Below are 18,672 nucleotides of genomic sequence, written 5' to 3' on the forward strand. Positions count from 1 at the left end.
TTTTACTCGTTCATAATTGCCTTAACGGCCGCTATTCTGGTTTGTTACTTTCTTGTCAGTTTAAAATGGATACGAACCGTCAGCAGCTCCCTGTATCAGACTGTTGTACGAAAGCGAATCGATAATTTCATAACTGTTGCGGTCAATTAAACCATTGTCCCAGCAGAATGGCACCAGCCCATTGTTTTTCGCTTTGCGGGCAACTGTTTCCATAAAATAGGCGCGTGATTCATCGTGTTTTTGCTGCCATCCTTCAGGATACATCGAAAGGTCGCGGTAAATGGTTCCAAATTCGCCCAAAATTACAGGAATTCCGTTGTCTACCAATTTGGCTTTCATTTTTTGGAACTGCGATTCCACCACATCTTCTTCGCCCCAATTGGCATTGCGATCGTCGGCGCCTTCAACATGGTTAGGTTCGCCCCAGAAATAGAACATTTTTCCCCAGCTTGCATCTTCTTCCAAACCGCAGAAATTCCAGGGTGTATAATAGTGCACTTCGGCCAATAAACGATCATCAACCCGGTCGGTTGGCATTGTCATAAACTGGTCGGCTTTATCAATATCGGTATTTGGTGCCTGAATGATCAGGTTACGGTAAGCATTTCTTCCTCCGGTTGAGCGAACTGCATCAACAAAGGTTTGCATGTAAACGTTCAACACATCTACATTTTCCTGTTCATCGGCATTTGGTTCGTTAGCTCCGGCAAAAAGCAGGTGCTCGTCGTAATCGCGGAACCTTATGGCAATCTGTTTCCAGATAATTTCCAGTTTGTTATTCACTGCTTCCTGACTATCAGGAATGCAGTTTTGTTCCATCCAGCCTCCATCCCAGTGGATGTTCAGAATGGCATAAAGATCATTGTCGATACAATAATCGACTACTTCCTGTACGCGGTCGAGCCACGATTCTTGTATTTTATACGAGGTTTGGTCTTCTAAATACCGGTCCCATGCACAGGGCAGACGAACGGCACTAAATCCGGCATTTTTAACAGCAGCCATTAATTCGTTTGTAGCCTTTGGGTTTCCCCAAGAGGTTTCTCCACCAATAGCCTCCAGGGTATTTACCATGTTCCAGCCTACCTGTATTTGCGAGGCCAGTGCTATGGCGTTACTATTCATTCCGGTCATATCGGCGGCAATTGAATCCGGATTTTCCGGATCGATAATTTCAGGTTCTTTTGCTTCCTGTGTTACTGCTATTGTAATTGTTGATACATCTTCAGCAGAGATGCTAATTGTGGCCGTTCTTTCTTCCTCAACGGTATTGGCTTCGGCACTGATATTAATTGTAGCGTTGTTTTTGCTGGTTTGCAGGGCCGAAGTACACCACGATGCATTGCTACTTATATTCCATGTGGTATTCGACGTGATGGAAATCGTTTCGGTGCCACCGTTCTGATCAAAGTTCAAACTCAAAGGAGTTGCCGACAATTCAGGAGTGAAATCATCGGGAGGGTTTACGGGGCTGTCATCATCGCCACACGATCCGAGTGCAACGATAAAAAGTAAGAGTAATAATCGAACAGTTAGCTTCATGCTGATAATAATAGATAGTGGTTTTTATTCTAAAAATTAATAAAACCTGCGGAGCTTCTACACTCCGCAGGTTAATTGTTGTTAGTACATTGTCATTTTATCGATTGTTACCGAAACCGCGTCCATATCACTTATATCTGCGGCCATGCCTTGTATATCGATTACAAAAACAAAGGCAGTGTTAAAATTAGGAGCATCACAGTAAACAGTGTAGGTTCCGTCGCCGTTCACCTGTACTTCACCGGCACCGCCTCCCCAGTAACCGCTCCAATTCGGATCGGAAAGAATCATGCTGGTAGGATAACTTCCGGCAGCACCGTCAATAAAACTAACTCCTGATATGGTGAAGGTAATTTCCATGCGGTTGTCGAAAACTATTGAAGCAGCATCGAGTGGTGGATCAGCTTTTGTGCTTCCATACTCGTTGAATAATTCCAATCGCAGGTTACCATTGCCTTCCAAATCGCCAATTACCAGCTTGCTGTTATCGAATGCAACCTCGGTTCCTTCAGGCTCTTCGCCACCACCGTCATTTCCCGATGAAGGTACAAGGTGGAAAGCCGAATACTGAGGATTTGAAGCGTCAATTGCTCCAACCCACATGCCGGTAACTGCACCTGTTGCATCCTTCTCGATTTGAAGAATTCGCAACTGGTTGTTGGCATCTGCATAAAAACTAGCCCAGCTTATAACTGTAAATGATGGTACAGCTACATCAAACGAGTAAATACCTTTTTCATCTAATGAATACGTTCCGGCAGTTTCAGTTCCGTCAGGCGTTACAAAAACTACTGAGTTGTCGGCCGAGTTCATTGTCATCGAGAAGTCGCCGTAAACAGCAGGATCAGGAGTTCCCAGCCAATCAGGGTAATCTTCAGGAGCTTGCCAGCCGTTCATCATCGAACCGTCGAGGTTTGCCCAATCGAGTGGATTACTTTCTGAAAGTTTCCAAACAATATTTGTGTTTACCGTTTGCGAAATATCGTCTTGCCATCCGTCAGGTAATGTTGGTTCCGGATCTTCAGTTACTTCAGGTACCCAACTGTCGGCATATTCCTGGCTGATGTAGTTGTAAACCAACAAACATGGTCCTTCGCCAGATAATGCTTCATCGCGAAGTGCGGCCAGCTGCATTGTATTTTCAGTAAGCGACATCACTTTCAGAGCGCCCCAGTTTACAACCTGTCCGTCGCGGCCTTCGTCGTGTAACGGAGCGGCATCGGTCATGCTCAGTGTTTTTGCATCAGCATCCAGGAAGTAAGTTCCTTGTTCCGATCCTCTTGATGAAATCATCAGGTGATCAGCCGAAACGTTAGCTCCGCCAATCAGGTCGAAAGTCATGGTTCCGTAATCGCCCTGGCCCATTAACCACGAGTTGCCCGGCCAGTCAGGATTCCAGTTCCAGCAGTCGGCACCGTAACAACCTGCGTCGCCACCGGCTAACCAGCCGTTTTCGGTTCCGTAAAAATATAGCGGGCCTGCAAAATATTTGCTAACTCCGTTCTCGTCGAGGTCGAGTAACCATGTTTTTGAATTACCAACACCACCTGAAAGCATTTCCCAAAGCGGGTCGTTTACGTAATTCAGGTTCATGGTAGTCAATGTTAAATTGAATGTATCGGCCTGAACATAACCGCCCGGGCTTTCAACACCGTAAACAAATTTATAGTTGCCCTCGAAAGGCAGTTTTACTGTATCTTTTAACGAAGTAGAGCGTCCCATTGGTGTTTGCCAAAGCGGTGTAACACCGGGTGTAAGACTTTCGAGAATGATCATGTTTGGATCATCCGGATTTTGGGTGATGCTGAAATTCAGCTGATCTTTTGTTAGAATATCACCCATCGAGTAATCTTCAGGTTGACAGGCGGTAAAAGCCAGAATCAATCCTAAAAGAGCTGTATATAGATTGAATTTTTTTGTTCTCATCTGTTTAGTTTTTAAAAGTTCCAACCTGGATTTTGAGTTAATACACCATCCGATAAACTAATCTGACTTTGTGGAATCATTTGGAATCCTCTTGTGTCAGTGAAGTTTTGTTTCGAAATAACTTTTGTCATTTCAGCACCACCGTCTAATACTCGGGTATTTACTGCAAGCGCATCGCCGGCAGCGTCGAGTCCCTGACGTAAAAGATCCCAGTAGCGAATTCCTTCAAAGGCAAATTCGAGACGACGTTCTTTCAAAATATTTGCTTCTGATACCGCAATGCTGCCTAATCCGGCACGTTCACGAACCTGGTCGAAATAAGTTTGAGCATTTGTGCTTCCCAGCTCAGCAGCCATTAATAGTACATCGGCATAACGCATTACTACGTAATCCTGGAATTGACCGATCATAAAGTTTGAAGCACCGTTGGCCTCAGGAATCGAGCGTCCGTCAGGATACGACATTGGTGTATACTTTTTAATCGCATATCCGGTGTATTCGCGTTGGTCCGAATTATCGAAATCCAATCCTTCTTCGGCAACTGCAATAATCGATGCCGTTTTACGCGCATCAGTTTCCTGATAAGTATTGTACAATGCAGGAAGCACAGTACCGGCACCCCAGCCTTGTCCGTAAGGAGAGAACGACTGCGTGCGTAATCCGTACATCACCATCCAGTGGTTACCGTCGGTGTTTCCGTTATAATCGGAAGTGATGTTGTATTTCACTGAAAATACAGTTTCAGCGTTGTCTTTTCCGGCGTAAGTAGTTACCAAATCGTCGCCCGCTTCGTTAACCGTTGTAGAAGCCGCCGGCCAAAGATTTTTGAATTCTTCGATCAATGAATAATTTCCGCTGGCAATAACATCTTCCAATCCCTGAAGTACTTCGGCTTTTGTTACTCCCGGAAGATCGGTTCCGTAAAAACCGGTGTAAAACAGGTAAACACGCGCTAACATGGCTTTTGCAGCCCATTTGTTCACGCGGCCCGGACTAACAGTTTCAGCACCATTGGCGGCAGCAAACTGTAAATCTTCGGCAATTACCTGGTAAGTTGCTGCAGGATCAGACTGCGGAATATTTTCGTTCGAAGGCTCGGTTAAAAGCGGAATACGCTCGAACAAACGAACCATATCGAAATAAGAATAAGCTCTCAGGAATCTGGCTTCAGATTCTACGGCATTACGGGCAGCTTCGTCACCGTCCCATTCAATCTGATCCATTTTCTGAATCAGAACATTGGTACGGTAAATTGCTTTGTAGTAAGCTTTCCATGTATCGTTAAACAAGTCAACATCGCCGGGAGAACGGGCAATATCAAATTCATCGAGCAACTGGTAATTGTAGCTGTCAACATAACCGGTACCTCCAAAACAGTTGTCAGACAACACCTCCGAAACAACCGGGAAGGCTACACCGTTGGCGTAAATAACTTGAACACCATCGTAACAACCTACCAGCGCCATATCGGCATCGGCTTTGGTTTTATAAAAGTTCGCATCAGTAAGCGAAGTAATTGGTTCGCTATCTAAAAAGCTTTCAGAGCACGAAGCCAGTAAAATGGCTGCAAAAGCCGCTATATATATTTTAAGTTTATTCATAATTCTTTCCCTCCGTTTTTAAAATTTTACGTTTACTCCAACAAGGAAGGTTCTCGGACGTGGGTAATACCCAAGGTCGACACCTGCCGAACCGTTTTCAACTCCGTAACCAATTTCCGGGTCCATTCCGTTGTACTTGGTAAAAGTAAAAGCGTTTTGAACAGAACCGTAAACCCTGAACTGGCTCAGGTAATTGCTATTGATCAGTTTTGAGAAATCGTACCCCATTGTGATGTTACTGATACGCAAAAAGTCGCCGTCTTTGATAAAAATATCAGAGAACAGGTAGTTAATGTTGGTTTCTGTTACACGAGGAATTGTAGTTGATGTTCCTTCTCCGTGCCAACGATTCAGAATTTCGGTGGTATAATTGCTTTTGGCATTGGTGTGGTTGCGGTACGACTGAACCAGTTGGTTACCGGCAACACCGTTGGCCGACAATGAGAAATCGAATTCTTTATAATCGAAGCCTAAATTAAAACCAAAAGTGTAATCCGGATTTGGATCACCGATCATTACTTTATCAGCATCATTAATAGTACCGTCGCCGTTCTGGTCGATATAACGCAGGTCGCCCGGTTGTGCCGAAGGTTGAATAACTGCTCCGCTTGAACTGGTGTTCGAGCTTACTTCTTCAATATTCTGGAAAATACCATCGGTTTCCCATCCCCAGAAATATCCGATAGGATAACCGGTTTCGGCACGGTGGTAGAATTCGAGCGAGTTATCGTATAACATATTTGTTAAACCGTGCACGATTCCGTCGGAAGTTGGTACTTCGGTCACCTCATTTTTGTTATAAGCAACGTTACCGCTTACGTAGTATCTGAAATCGCCGATGTTGCTGTTCCACGACAGCGCCAGTTCAACACCGGTATTTTTTACGGTACCACCGTTAATGTATGGAGCGTTGGCACCTGCCGTAGCCAAAATTGGAGCTTCAAGCAACCAGTCTTTTGTGCTTTTGTTGTACCAGTCGAAATTAATACCCAGTTTGCTGTCGATCATTCGGGCATCGAAACCAAGGTTGGTTTGTTCCGATGTTTCCCAGATTAAGCTTGGGTTGGCCAATCGACTTGGATAAGCTCCCGGAGTATTTCCGGCGGCATCGAAATCGGCCGTACCAAAGTAATAGTTGGTATTCGAAGTGGTGATAGGTGCCAAATATTGCCATGCACCAATACTTTGGTTACCCACCTGTCCCCAGCTGGCACGTAGTTTAAAGAAATCGAGCACATTGCTGGTTGATTCCATAAAATCTTCGTTCGACATTACCCAGCCTAACGATACCGAAGGGAAGTTACCCCAGCGGTTGCTTTCTTCGAATTTCGAAGAACCATCGCGACGGAATGTAGCGTTAAAAAGATATTTCTCCTGGTAGTTATAACTTAAACGGCCAAAATACGAGAGTAGCATTGATTCGTCGAATGGCCCGCCACCGTAACCTAATAAAGTAAGGTCGGTATTGGTGGTATTGTCGATATAAGCATGATCAAGGTCTGAAATAATCAGGTCGGAGTTACTGGCATTTACCCACGAACCGCGGTTGCGGTAAGCTGATGTACCAACCATTGCCGAGAATGAATGATCGTTAACACTGTAGTCGTAAGTTAAAATGTTATCCCAGGTTAAAGCTAATCCTTTGCTCATGCTTTGGCTGGCGCCATCGTGCAAGCGGAATGCGTAAACAGATAGTTCATAAATTGGTCGGTAAGAACGACCTTCACTTACGTAGTAATCAAAACCTAATGTGGTTTTATATTTCAGGTTTTTCAGTGGCTGAAATTCGAAATAGATATCACCAAAAACTTTCTGGTTATTGTTTTTGCTTTGGTTATTCAGCATCATTCCTGCATAAGGGTTGCTTTCGCCAATCGCCCATGGTTCCCATACTTCTCCGTTATACATTACATTGGCACCTTCGGTATTGTTAAGGTAGTTGCTATCGTCGTCGTACATTGGTAGGAAAGGACTAACGCCAAATGCGCCGCGCAATGTGTTGTTGTACTGGTTTCCAACGCCAATTCCGTTGCTTTCAACATAACTCATGGTAAGGTGCTGACCAACTTTCAGAAAACCTTCGTACAATTTATGTTCTGAATTGATACGTAAATTATAACGTTCGTAATCCGAAACATCAGGTCCGCCTACAATTCCTTCCTGTTCAGTGTACGACATTGAAACAGAGTAAGTCGAATTATCATTTCCACCGTTTAAACCAAGGTTGTAGTTTTGTGTAACTGCGTTTTCGTAAAACATTTCATCCATCCAGTCGGTACCTTCGCCCATTGCAGCAACCTCGTCGGCAGTGAAATAGGGAACTTTACCCGAGTTAATGGCGGTTTCGTTCATGATTACTGCATATTCCTGCGAATTCAGCAGATCAACTTTACGAGCAGGATTTTGAACTCCATAATAAGCATCGAACGAAATTTGTGCTTTTCCTTTCGATCCCGATTTGGTAGTAATAAGTACAACACCGTTCGCTGCCTGCGAACCGTAAATAGCTGCCGAGGCTGCATCTTTTAATACGTCGATACTTTCGATGTCGGCGTTGTTCAAATACGAAATGTCTCCGGTTTGAACACCGTCAACTACATAAAGAGGTCCTGAATTACCAATGGTACCCAAACCACGAATGGTAACTTTTAAACCCGCACCCGGTTGGCCCGAAGTAGAGGTAATTTGTACCCCCGGAGTTTGTCCCTGCAAGGCTTGCAAAGCACTGGTGGTATTCCTTTTCTGAAGATCTTCACCGTTTACCTGAACGGTAGCACCGGTCAATAATTTCTTTTTCTGTACACCGTAGCCAACCACAACAACTTCTTCCAAACCAACAACGTCGGCTTCTAAAGCAATGGTGAAATTGGTTTTTCCGGCAACCGGAATTTGCTGAGGAACAAATCCTACAAATGATACTTGCAGGACATCGTCTTCTTTAACTGTCAGATTAAAAGTTCCGTCGATTGAAGTAACCGCTCCGTTAGTAGTTCCCTGTACAACAATTGAAACACCGGGAAGAGTTTCGCCGGATTCAGCTTCGGTCACTGTCCCTGAGATTTGTTTCTCATTGGATTGGGCCAGCGCTTGATTTGCAAATAAAATAGCTAAAACCAACAAGCTTGTACTGAGCAGTACTTTTGCTGATTTCGCCACGGAGTTCACTGTAAAACTCCAGTAACTGCATGTCTTGTTCATACGTCTAGATTTAATTTATTAAAGTTTATTGATCGCGATCAGCATTTCAGACTTTCATCGTCGTGCCGATTAAAATTTAGTTCAGCGTAAAAGTAGATTGGAAGAAAAAGTAAAGCCTGCAAAAATGTTTTGGTTGTGTGTTCAATTTGTACATAGCTACTGTGCGGAATGTTAAAAATAGCTGTTGGGTTTGTAAATGGGTGGTTGTAAAAATGGCTTTAATATGTTGTTATGTAGGGTGTTATGATTTGTGATTTTAATGTTGTTCTTCAAGTGTTTTAATAGGGTGGAAGTGAGTAATGTTTTTAACTGATTTACAATGCTGGTGAATAAATGATGAGGTTGGACATGTACTTGAACAGTTTTATTTGGGATTCAAAAGTGAAGATTGAAATCGAGGTATGCGAAAAAAATAAAATTAGCGAAGGTGATTTAAGCTCCGGGCAGGCCAGTGTAGCCTGCCCGAAGTGACTTAAATCTGTAGAAAACATCTAACTAACTAACTAACTAACTAACTTATATCTAACTAAACTATTTTTTAGTCGTGAACGAGGTAAGATCTTCTGTTTCTAGAAATGATCTGCGGCTAAATTCAATCTGTGTTTCGATTCATTAGTCGATCATTTTTTCTTGTCTTACTAATCTGAATGTAAAATTATGTCAATAATTGCAAGGGCCGTTAAAAAATGTATCGGAAGACGATATGACTTGTTAAAGGAATTGTTCGAATGTTAAAAAGAGGTGTTTTGTTTGTTTCATAAAAGTGGTGGCGATTTAGCATCGATTTTAGAAGGAATTTATCAACGAGTTTATTATCAGTATTTTAATTAAGGTGTTTTGACAGATGGCAACAAAACAGTAACATTTTTATTTTTTACGATAGTTCATCAAAAAATTGAAGGACAATTCTTGATTCTATTCGGGCAAAAAAGAAAAACTGATAATAATCACTTTCAATGTGTCGTGATAACATAAAAATTTTATATTTGTAATGAACTACTCATCTATCTAAACTGAATATGAACGTAACGGACGATCATGTACTGGAATTGGTGAACCTCAAAAAGAAAGACGGCTACAAATATTTATACGATTCTTTCTTCCCTTCTTTATGCCGCTTCTCTTATCGAATTACAAAAAACATATCGGAATCTGAAGATTTGATTCAGGAACTATTTGTTCGAATGTGGAAAAGCGATGTAAAGTTTTATTCCAAACGATCGTTGGTTGCCTATCTGTATTTATCGGCAAAAAATGCCAGCTTAAATGCACTTCGAAATAATAAGTTTGACAATAAATCCGAAAATCCTGAATTAAAACAACTGAATGTTGCCAATGGCGATCCGTCAATTCAGCAAATTATGGTGGAAGAAGAAGTGCACCGGCAGGTTTACATGGCCATAAAAGCACTTTCGCCCGAACGCCGAAATATTATTTTAATGAGTATGGAAGGTCTCACTAATTCAGAAATTGCAAAAGTTATCGGTGTTTCAATAAATACGGTAAAAACTTTAAAACTTAAGTCGTACCGCACCCTTCGCGACAGTTTGCGCCCTGCTTTTTACACCTTGTTTTTTTAAATTCCGAAAAAAATTGATGTTGGTGTCACCCGCTTAATTAGGGTTTGGTGTTATACAATTAACAGCTTGCCAAAATAGCAAGTTACTAACTACACTAATCTAATTAAGTTGAGGATGAACGAATTCTTGCAAGGACATACTATTGCCGAAATTATTCTTGCCGAAAAAGAACGACCGCTAACTGAAAAAGAACAGCAGCAGTTGGAGGAATGGTTCAGACAGGATTCCCGCAATTATTTATTATACGAAAAACTCAAATACGGCGAAAATCTCTCACAAAGTTTAAAAGACCTCGGAAGCTATAATACCGAAAAGGCGTTTATCGGATTTCAGAACAAAATTAACCAAACCAAAACCCGGAAATTAAACCATATTTTGGTACGAGTTGCTGCCGCTGCAGTTTTGCTTTTTGGTGTATACTATTTTGCGCATCAGCAGTTTGTTGCCATCGATGAAGAGCCTTTACAGCAGCTGGCCATTAATCCCGGAACAAGCAAAGCCATTTTAAAATTGGCCGACGGAACTGTTGTAAACCTTGAAAACAAAAGAACAGAATTTACAGAGTCGGACGGAACAACCATTTCATCCGATACAAATAAGGTTGTTTACCAACCGAATAAAAAGCGCGTTAAACAACGCCAGCTAAAATATAATACCATTGAAATTCCGCGTGGTGGCGAGTATCAACTCACTTTGTCCGACGGAACCAATGTTTGGCTAAATTCCGAAACAACCATAAAATACCCGGTAGTTTTTGCCGAAAATAAACGCGAGGTATTTATCGAAGGCGAAGCATTTTTTGATGTGGCACACAACGAGGAAGTACCTTTTATTGTAACCACTGCCGATATGACTGTTCAGGTGTTGGGAACAGCTTTCAACATTCGGGGCTACCGCAACGAAGAAACTGCAACTACAACTTTGGTACGCGGAAAAGTAAATGTTACAAGTACCACAACCGATCAGACCTTTTTATTAAAACCCAGCCAGCAATTTATTACCGAAGAAGGAAATTCGGCAGTGCGGCAGGTTGATGTTAACCAGTACATTGCCTGGAAAGAAGGACGTATTTTGTTCGAAGACAACACCTTAAAAGAGATTTTTACAGATGTTGCACGGTGGTATAACATTGATGTGGAATTTGCCAACCCGGCGCTGGAAGAGTTACGCTTTTCGGTTGATGTAAAACGTTACGACGAAATAAACGAAATAACAAAAATTATAGAACTAACTAAAAAAGTAAAATTTGAACTAACCGATGAAACCATTACGATTGTAAACTTTAAAAACTAAAACGGGAAATACGCCAATATCTCCCGTTTTGTAATAGTTACATATTTCTGTTGCTGCAGAAATAAATTTAATAAACTAAAACTGTGTAAACTTATGAAAAAAAGTAACGTAACTGAAATTTTTCGGTACCGCGAAAAGTTTCGAAAATTATTGCTGATTATGCGACTAACCTTGGTGTTAATTTGCTGCATTATTCTTCAGGCAACAGCTAGTTCGTATTCGCAGACTACTCGTTTAAATGTGAATATTGAAAATGGCACACTGCAGGATCTTTTCAAAGACATAAAGGAGCAAAGCGAATTTACTTTCGTATACAATGTCGACGATATTGAAAAGCTGGGAAACATTAATTGCAGTTTTACAGAAACAACAGTCGAAGGAATCCTTAATGAGTGTTTGGAAGGAACAAATATGACTTACGAAGTTCGCGATAAAGTCATCGTTATCGTTCCGGCCGATTCAACAAAAGTAGAACCGGATATTCTTGATGAGCCTGTTCCACAAAAAAAGACCATTAAGGGTAATGTAACCGACGAAAACGGTGAAGGATTACCAGGCGTATCGGTAGTGGTAAAGGGTACTACCGTTGGTATCATAACTGATATCGACGGTAATTATACGCTTGAAGTAGACGAAGATGCTGCGATTTTGCAATTTTCGTTTGTGGGAATGAAGATGCAGGAAGTTCCTATTGGCAACCAAACGGAAATTAATGTGGTTTTGGAAAGTGATGTTGTAGGTATTGAGGAGGTTGTAGCCGTTGGTTATGGCGTTCAGAAGAAGAGCGTTGTAACGGGATCGATCTCAAGTGTTAAAACCGAAGATCTGCAAAATCAATCCATTGCAAGGGCAGAACAGGCGTTGCAGGGAAGAACATCAGGAGTTCAGGTTATCCAAAACTCGGGCGCGCCTGGTGCTGCAATGAATATTAGGATTAGGGGATATGGCTCTAACCGTTCGTCAGAACCTATTTACATTGTTAACGGTACAAAAGTTCCGGATCTGAGCTCGATTGATCCAAATGATATTGAAAATATTGAAGTGTTAAAAGATGCAGCTTCAGCTGCGATATATGGTGCCGAAGGTGCCAACGGTGTTGTTCTGGTAACAACAAAAACCGGACGTGCAGGAAGAGGTCGAATAATGTACGAATTTCAGCACAGCATTCAAACACAGGCTCGTAAAGTTGATGTGTTAAATGCCGCTGACTACAAAACCTATATGACAGAAGCAGGTACATTACCAGAATCGGCATTAAACGATCCGTATGATACCGATTGGCAGGATGAAATTTTTGAACCATCACCAACCGAAAAACATTATTTATCGTTTACCGGTGGTAGCGAAAGAGGTTCGTTTATGCTTTCGGCTTCGTATCTCGATCAGGATGGAGTTGTTGTTGGAGACAAGGATAATTTTAAACGTTACACTTTTACTTTCAACTCTGATTATAAAATTAATGAATGGGTAAAAGTTGGACACAACGTAACATTCTCAAAAACAAGTCTAAAATCGGTTGCAGAAAACAGCGAATACACTTCGGTTATTACCAGTGCATTAATGCTCGATCCGTTAACCCCGGTTGCCTATCAAAGCGAAAGTGAATATCCACCAATTGTACAGGAAAATATTGATAACGGATACAAATTCTTAAAAGATCCTGACGGAAATATTTACGGTGTATCTCAGTATGTTACCAGTACCGCAAACCCGTTTGTTACAAGAGATGCAACTTATCCTTTAACTGAACGTAACAATCTTTTCGGAAACGTTTTTGTTGAGTTTTCGCCCATTGACGGTTTAAACATTACCAGTAGATTTGGTGGAAATGTTACCGGGATACGAACTCATAATTACAGCCCGGTTTATTACTACGATGCACAAACCAATAATTTGATATCGAGCGTAAGCGAAGCTACAATGATGACAACTTACTGGCAGTGGGAAAACTTTGCGATTTATAACAAAAGAATCGACAAGCATAACATGACCGTTCTGGCAGGTATGTCATCCGATCAGAACCGGTTAAATAATTTAAGTGCCAGTGGTAGTCCGCTAACTCAAGACAGTCCGTTATATGATGATCTTGAATTTTTGGCAGCCGATCCAACTGACGATGTAAGCAGTTCAAGAACACTTACCCGTAAAGTATCGTACTTTGGTCGTGTTAATTACGAATACGATGACAAATATTTATTCCAGGCCAGTTTGCGCCGCGACGGAGCAGGATCTGATATTCTTCCAATAGATACCCGCTGGGGTGTTTTCCCTGCATTTTCTGCCGGATGGGTAATCTCCCGAGAAAATTTCTTTCCGGAAGGAACTCCAATAACTTTTGTAAAACTGCGTGGTAGCTGGGGACAAAACGGTAGTTTATCAAACCTTGGAAGTTATCAATATGGTGCACCTCTTTCAACAACAGGATCTTATCCATATTGGGTGAGTACTGAATCTACCAGCATGGGAACCGGAACCGCTCCGGCAAACCTTAGCAACGCCAGCCTGCAATGGGAAACCAGTGAGCAAACCGATATTGGTTTGGAAATACGTGCTGCACAGGATCGTATTTCTTTTTCTGCCGACTATTACATAAAAAAGACCAAAGACCTTTTAACAACCGGAACGCCTCCGCTTATTGCCGGGAATGCTGCAACAACAGTTAATGCAGGTAATGTTGAGAACCGTGGTTTCGAATTCGATTTGAGTTACCGCAACAACTTAGGCGATTTTAATTACAATATCAGTGGTAACCTGTCAACGCTTCATAACGAAGTAACTTACATGAACCCTAACCAACCTTATTTAACAGGAGCTTCGATAAACCTTGAAACAGCTACCCGTTTTGATGTTGGTAACCCGATTTGGTATTTCTATGGATATAAAACAAACGGAATTGATTCGGAAACAGGAAATCCGTTATACATCAACAAAGACGGAGAAACTGTTAAAACAGTTTCGTCAGAAGATAAAACCTACATAGGAAGTGGTATTCCAACTTTAATGTATGGATTGAATCTTGACTTCTCGTACAAAGGATTTGATTTTAAAGCCTTTTTGCAGGGAGCATCAGGACACGACGTAATGTTGGGAATGGTACGAACCGACCGATTGAATTTTAATAAACTTCAGGTTTATTTCGACGATCGTTGGACACCAAGTAACACCGACGCAACAATGCCGGGTGCCGCAACCGAATCGAATGCATGGCATAGCGATTTAATGGTATTTGGAGGAAATTACCTGAAAATAAAACAAGTACAGCTCGGATATACACTGCCTAAAAACCTTGTTAGTAAAGCGTTTATTAACAGTTTAAGGTTGTATGTATCTGTTGAGAATCTACACACTTTTACAAACTATCCGGGAGTTGACCCTGAAGTTGGAGCTTCTACCGTAAATAGTCTTGGTATCGACAGGGGAATGTATCCATTCACCAGAACGTATTTATTCGGTGCAAATATTACATTTTAATTATTCTAAAATTTATGCAAATGAAAACTATGATATATAAATTTTCGAAGATCTTCATTGTACTTGTTCTGTTGTCTTTTGGATGTTCAGAAGATTTTCTGGAATACGATCAAAGAGGAGTACAAACAGTAGAATCATTTTACCAAACCGATGACCAGGTTTTTGAAGCACTTATGGCTGTTTTTGATGAATGGCAAGGAGGAATGGGATTTAACCATATTTATATGCTGAATGCCTTATCAGACGAATCATATGCCGGAGGCGGTGCTCGTGGTGATAATGGAGGAACATTGGAAGAATTAAATGAATATCGCTATACTCCAACAACTTCAGCAATTAGAGGCTATTACGAATGGATGTACAATTGTATAAACCGATCGAATTTGGTTATTAATAATTCGGCGGTTGATACAGAAGAAAAGGCAATGTTTGTAGCAATGGCCAAAGCTTTAAGGGCCTATGCATATTTTTATTTAACCAATTTGTGGGGAGAAGTTCCGCTGGTTTTAACTCAACTGAGTCCTGAAGAATATAATCAGCCACGCACTCCAATGGCAGAAATTAATGCTCAAATTGAAGCCGATCTTACCGAAGCAATTGCCGCATTACCGGTAAGAAGTGCAATGCCTGCACAATACCAGCAGTTGTTGAGTAAAGGATCTGTTCAGGCCATGTTGGGTAAACATTACCTGTTTAAAGAAGATTTTGACAAAGCTGCCGCAACATTCGAACAGGTTATCAGTTCGGGCGAATATGGCCTTTTCCCTGATTATGCAAAGGTATTAAGGAAGGATTCGGAGCACGGCGTTGAGTCTGTTTTTGAACTGAATTATGCCTCCACCTTAAGTTATGCCGATCCGTTTGCCGGTGCTTTTGGTGGAGAAAGTGGTCTGGGTGGCTGGATTGTGATGAATGGTCCGCGTCCGGAGTATTTACCTGCACCTACATTCTTTATGCTTGATCTGTTTCCATTGTCATGGGGATTTATCAACCCGCATAAAGAAACATACGATTGGTTTGTTGAGGAAGGTGATGATGTTCGATTAGCAGCAACAATAATAGGTCCTGATGAATTGGCGGCTATGGGAGCATCTTACGAAACTCCTGCCGGATTTGTTCCTTACGGATCAGATGGTTACCTGGATATGAAATATCTCGGTTTTATGTCGGAAGGTGGTGGCGCTGATCCTTGGTCACAATTTTCGAATGTTGGTACCAACGTAAGAATGATCCGTTATGCTGATGTACTTTTAATGGCTGCAGAAGCACAAAATCGTAAAAGTGGAGCTGACGATGATAAAGCCAGATCTTATGTAAATATGGTGCGCGAAAGAGTAAGTCTTGATCCTGTTTCATCGGGTGGCAGCGCTTTATTTGAAGATATTAAAACTGAAAGAAAACTTGAGTTTTCTTTTGAGATGGTAAGATACATGGACCTTCAGCGCTGGGGTGATGCCTATGAAGCGCTTAAAGATCAGGGTAAAATGGTGCCGAATGGTTCTGGTGGTTACTACGAGCCGCAAGGAGCCGGTTACGAACAAGGTAAAAATGAATTATTACCTATTCCTGAATACGAAATGACCGTGAATACAGCTCTGGAAGGAGCCCAGAATCCGGGGTATTAATAATAGAAAAGAGGATTGATCCTGAAAATGGTTTTGTCGCATTAAAAGGATCAATCCTTTTTCCCTTCTTAAACAAAAGCTCATTTAAACGTAAATGCTTCTGTTCTATTTATTTGTTTCCGGTTAAACATTGACGAAGTGTTGGTGCAAAAAACAACAAAATTTTTGTGTTATTAAAAAGTCTGATTTTTTTGAATATTTTTCAATGTGTCATTTAAACGTATTGACTATTTTTGAGTCAAAAGAACTATTCCAAAAACAAAAATGTCTTGATTGACCAATTTTTTAAAAAACAAAACATGAAAAAACGATTTAATTTGCTTGTGCTGGTGTTTATTTTTACCTGTGTTTCATCGTATGCACAACAAGCCCTGTTCGGAGGACAACCGATTGTTTCACCTGAAATTAATGCCGATAACTCGGTTACTTTTCGCGTACTTGCTCCCAATGCCGAAAAAGTATTGGTAACCGGCGATTTTCTTCCAACAGAAAAAGTGCAATCTCCGATGGGAGAAATGGAAGCTCCGGGAAAAGCGGAAATGACAAAAGATGAAAAAGGCGTGTGGTCATTTACTTCCGAGCCGTTAGAATCAGAATTGTACGATTATTCGTTTGTAATTGATGGTTTTACAACTACCGATCCAAGTAATCCATACGTAATCCGAGATATAGCTTCAATCACCAATTATTTTATTGTTGGCGGCGGCAAAGCTGATTTGTACATGGTACAGGATGTTCCGCACGGAAGTGTAACTCGTCGCTGGTACGATTCGCCGGGATTGAATATGGATCGTTGCGCGGTAATTTATACACCTCCGGGTTACGAAAATTCAACCGAAAAATACCCTGTGCTTTATTTGCTTCATGGTGCCGGTGGCGATGAGGAAGCATGGTTTGCCCACGGAAAAGCAACCCGTATTTTGGATAACCTTATTGCAGAGGGAAAAGTAAAGCCAATGATTGTGGTTATGCCAAACGGAAACGTAATTCAGGATGCTGCACCGGGCGAAGGTCGTGATAACTTTGTAACGCCTGCATTTATGATTCCGAATACCATGGACGGAACTTTTGAAGCCAACTTTATGGATATTCTGAAATTTGTGGAAAGCAACTACCGCGTTAAAGCCGATAAAGCCGACCGTGCTATTGCCGGACTTTCAATGGGTGGATTTCACTCGATGCATATTTCAAGGTATTACCCAAATACATTCGATTATGTAGGGCTGTTCTCGGCAGCATTGTTGCCACGCGAAGATGCCACCGGAAAGGTGTACAGTAACATCGATGAAACCTTGAAACAACAAAAGAAAAACGGCTATAAATTGTATTGGACAGGTATTGGTAAAACCGATTTTCTGTACGATGCAAATAAAGAATTCAGAGCAAAATTAGACAGTATTGGCATGGAGTATACCTACATGGAAACCGACGGTGGCCATATTTGGCGCAACTGGCGGATCTACCTGTCGGAATATTTGCCATTGCTTTTTAAATAACGATTACTTCTCAATCCAGTTGCAACAGTCGGTTAATTAGCGGCTGTTGCAGTTGTATAAACTTAAACGAATGAAGAACCTGATAAAACTGTTTCCGCTTGTATTGCTGATTTTGGTTGGCTCGCGTTTAGCGGCTCAAATGCCGGGAGCGGGGAGAGTGGAATATCTTACTATGCCGTCCGAAATTCTTAATGAGGACCGTGAATACTCCATCTTTTTACCGGCCGGTTACGAACAAAATACCGATAAATCATATCCGATTTTGTATTTACTGCATGGTGGTGGTGGAAGTCATAAAGACTGGCCAACCCAGGGGAATCTTGCTGCTGTTGCCAACCAGTTGATCGCCTCAGATGAAGCAGTTGAAATGATCATTGTTTGCCCTGAAGCAGGGAAAACTTTCATGAATTATTTCAATAATCCGGATTGGCGTTACGAAGATTATTTTTTCGAGGAAATGATTCCGTACATCGAATCAAACTACCGTGTTATTGCCGATAAAAAACACCGTGCTATTGCAGGCCTTTCAATGGGTGGACAAGGTACAGTTGTTTACGCTTCGCATCATCCCGAGTTATTTTGCGCTGCTTATGCCATGAGTGCTTATTTGTACGCCATGGATTTGCCGTTTATCAATCCGGATGATGAGACGATGCAAAAGCTGCAAAAACTGGTAGACAATAACAACTGTATCAACTATTTGGCCAATGCATCAGAGGAAAAGGTTAATGAAATGAAATCGCTGAAATGGTTTATCGATTGTGGCGACGATGATTTTACTTTTCCATTGAATATGGAATATGTTGCAGAGATGCAAAAACGCCAAATCCCTTACCAGTTGCGTGTTCGCGACGGCGGCCACACTTGGGAATACTGGCATTCGGCATTGTACATCGCACTGCCTTTTATCAGTAACTGTTACCGAGATAATTAAAAAACA

General features: G+C 41.6%; 10 protein-coding genes. 6 read left to right on the top strand and 4 right to left on the bottom strand.

What is annotated here, in order from left to right; all coding sequences use genetic code 11:
* Nucleotides 1-60: 60 nt before the first annotated feature.
* From QZ576_RS04440 to QZ576_RS04455, 4 genes are all read right to left on the bottom strand, one after another.
* Nucleotides 61-1,542, bottom strand: coding sequence for a cellulase family glycosylhydrolase (locus tag QZ576_RS04440; RefSeq protein WP_297094483.1), 1,482 nt, complete (start codon nucleotides 1,540-1,542; stop codon nucleotides 61-63).
* 81 nt (nucleotides 1,543-1,623) lie between these two features.
* Complete coding sequence (locus QZ576_RS04445; protein WP_297094485.1) at nucleotides 1,624-3,468, bottom strand: hypothetical protein; 1,845 nt, start codon at nucleotides 3,466-3,468, stop codon at nucleotides 1,624-1,626.
* A gap of 11 nt (nucleotides 3,469-3,479) precedes the next feature.
* Nucleotides 3,480-5,069, bottom strand: a complete 1,590-nt coding sequence (locus QZ576_RS04450; protein ID WP_297094489.1) for a RagB/SusD family nutrient uptake outer membrane protein — start codon at nucleotides 5,067-5,069, stop codon at nucleotides 3,480-3,482.
* A gap of 18 nt (nucleotides 5,070-5,087) precedes the next feature.
* Nucleotides 5,088-8,267, bottom strand: coding sequence for a TonB-dependent receptor (locus QZ576_RS04455; RefSeq protein ID WP_297094491.1), 3,180 nt, complete (start codon nucleotides 8,265-8,267; stop codon nucleotides 5,088-5,090).
* Between the two features lie 1,019 nt (nucleotides 8,268-9,286).
* Here QZ576_RS04455 and QZ576_RS04460 point away from each other — a divergent pair.
* From QZ576_RS04460 to QZ576_RS04485, 6 genes are all read left to right on the top strand, one after another.
* A complete protein-coding gene (locus tag QZ576_RS04460) occupies nucleotides 9,287-9,847 on the top strand; it encodes a sigma-70 family RNA polymerase sigma factor (protein WP_297094493.1) in 561 nt (186 codons plus the stop codon).
* Between the two features lie 114 nt (nucleotides 9,848-9,961).
* A complete protein-coding gene (locus tag QZ576_RS04465) occupies nucleotides 9,962-11,140 on the top strand; it encodes a FecR family protein (RefSeq protein ID WP_297094495.1) in 1,179 nt (392 codons plus the stop codon).
* Nucleotides 11,141-11,233: 93 nt separating this feature from the next.
* Nucleotides 11,234-14,611 (top strand): TonB-dependent receptor, encoded by a 3,378-nt coding sequence (locus QZ576_RS04470; protein WP_297094497.1) that lies wholly within the window; start codon nucleotides 11,234-11,236, stop codon nucleotides 14,609-14,611.
* A gap of 20 nt (nucleotides 14,612-14,631) precedes the next feature.
* On the top strand, nucleotides 14,632-16,236 hold the full coding sequence (locus QZ576_RS04475) for a RagB/SusD family nutrient uptake outer membrane protein (RefSeq protein WP_297094499.1): 1,605 nt from the start codon (nucleotides 14,632-14,634) through the stop codon (nucleotides 16,234-16,236).
* Nucleotides 16,237-16,535: 299 nt separating this feature from the next.
* The gene (locus QZ576_RS04480; RefSeq protein WP_297094501.1) at nucleotides 16,536-17,732 is read left to right on the top strand and encodes an esterase; all 1,197 of its coding nucleotides are present in this window, start codon (nucleotides 16,536-16,538) and stop codon (nucleotides 17,730-17,732) included.
* Between the two features lie 70 nt (nucleotides 17,733-17,802).
* Entirely contained in the window at nucleotides 17,803-18,666 is an 864-nt protein-coding gene (locus QZ576_RS04485) for an alpha/beta hydrolase-fold protein (RefSeq protein WP_297094502.1), read from the top strand.
* Nucleotides 18,667-18,672 lie beyond the last annotated feature (6 nt).

This window comes from uncultured Draconibacterium sp. (assembly GCF_913060805.1).
Classification (GTDB): domain Bacteria; phylum Bacteroidota; class Bacteroidia; order Bacteroidales; family Prolixibacteraceae; genus Draconibacterium.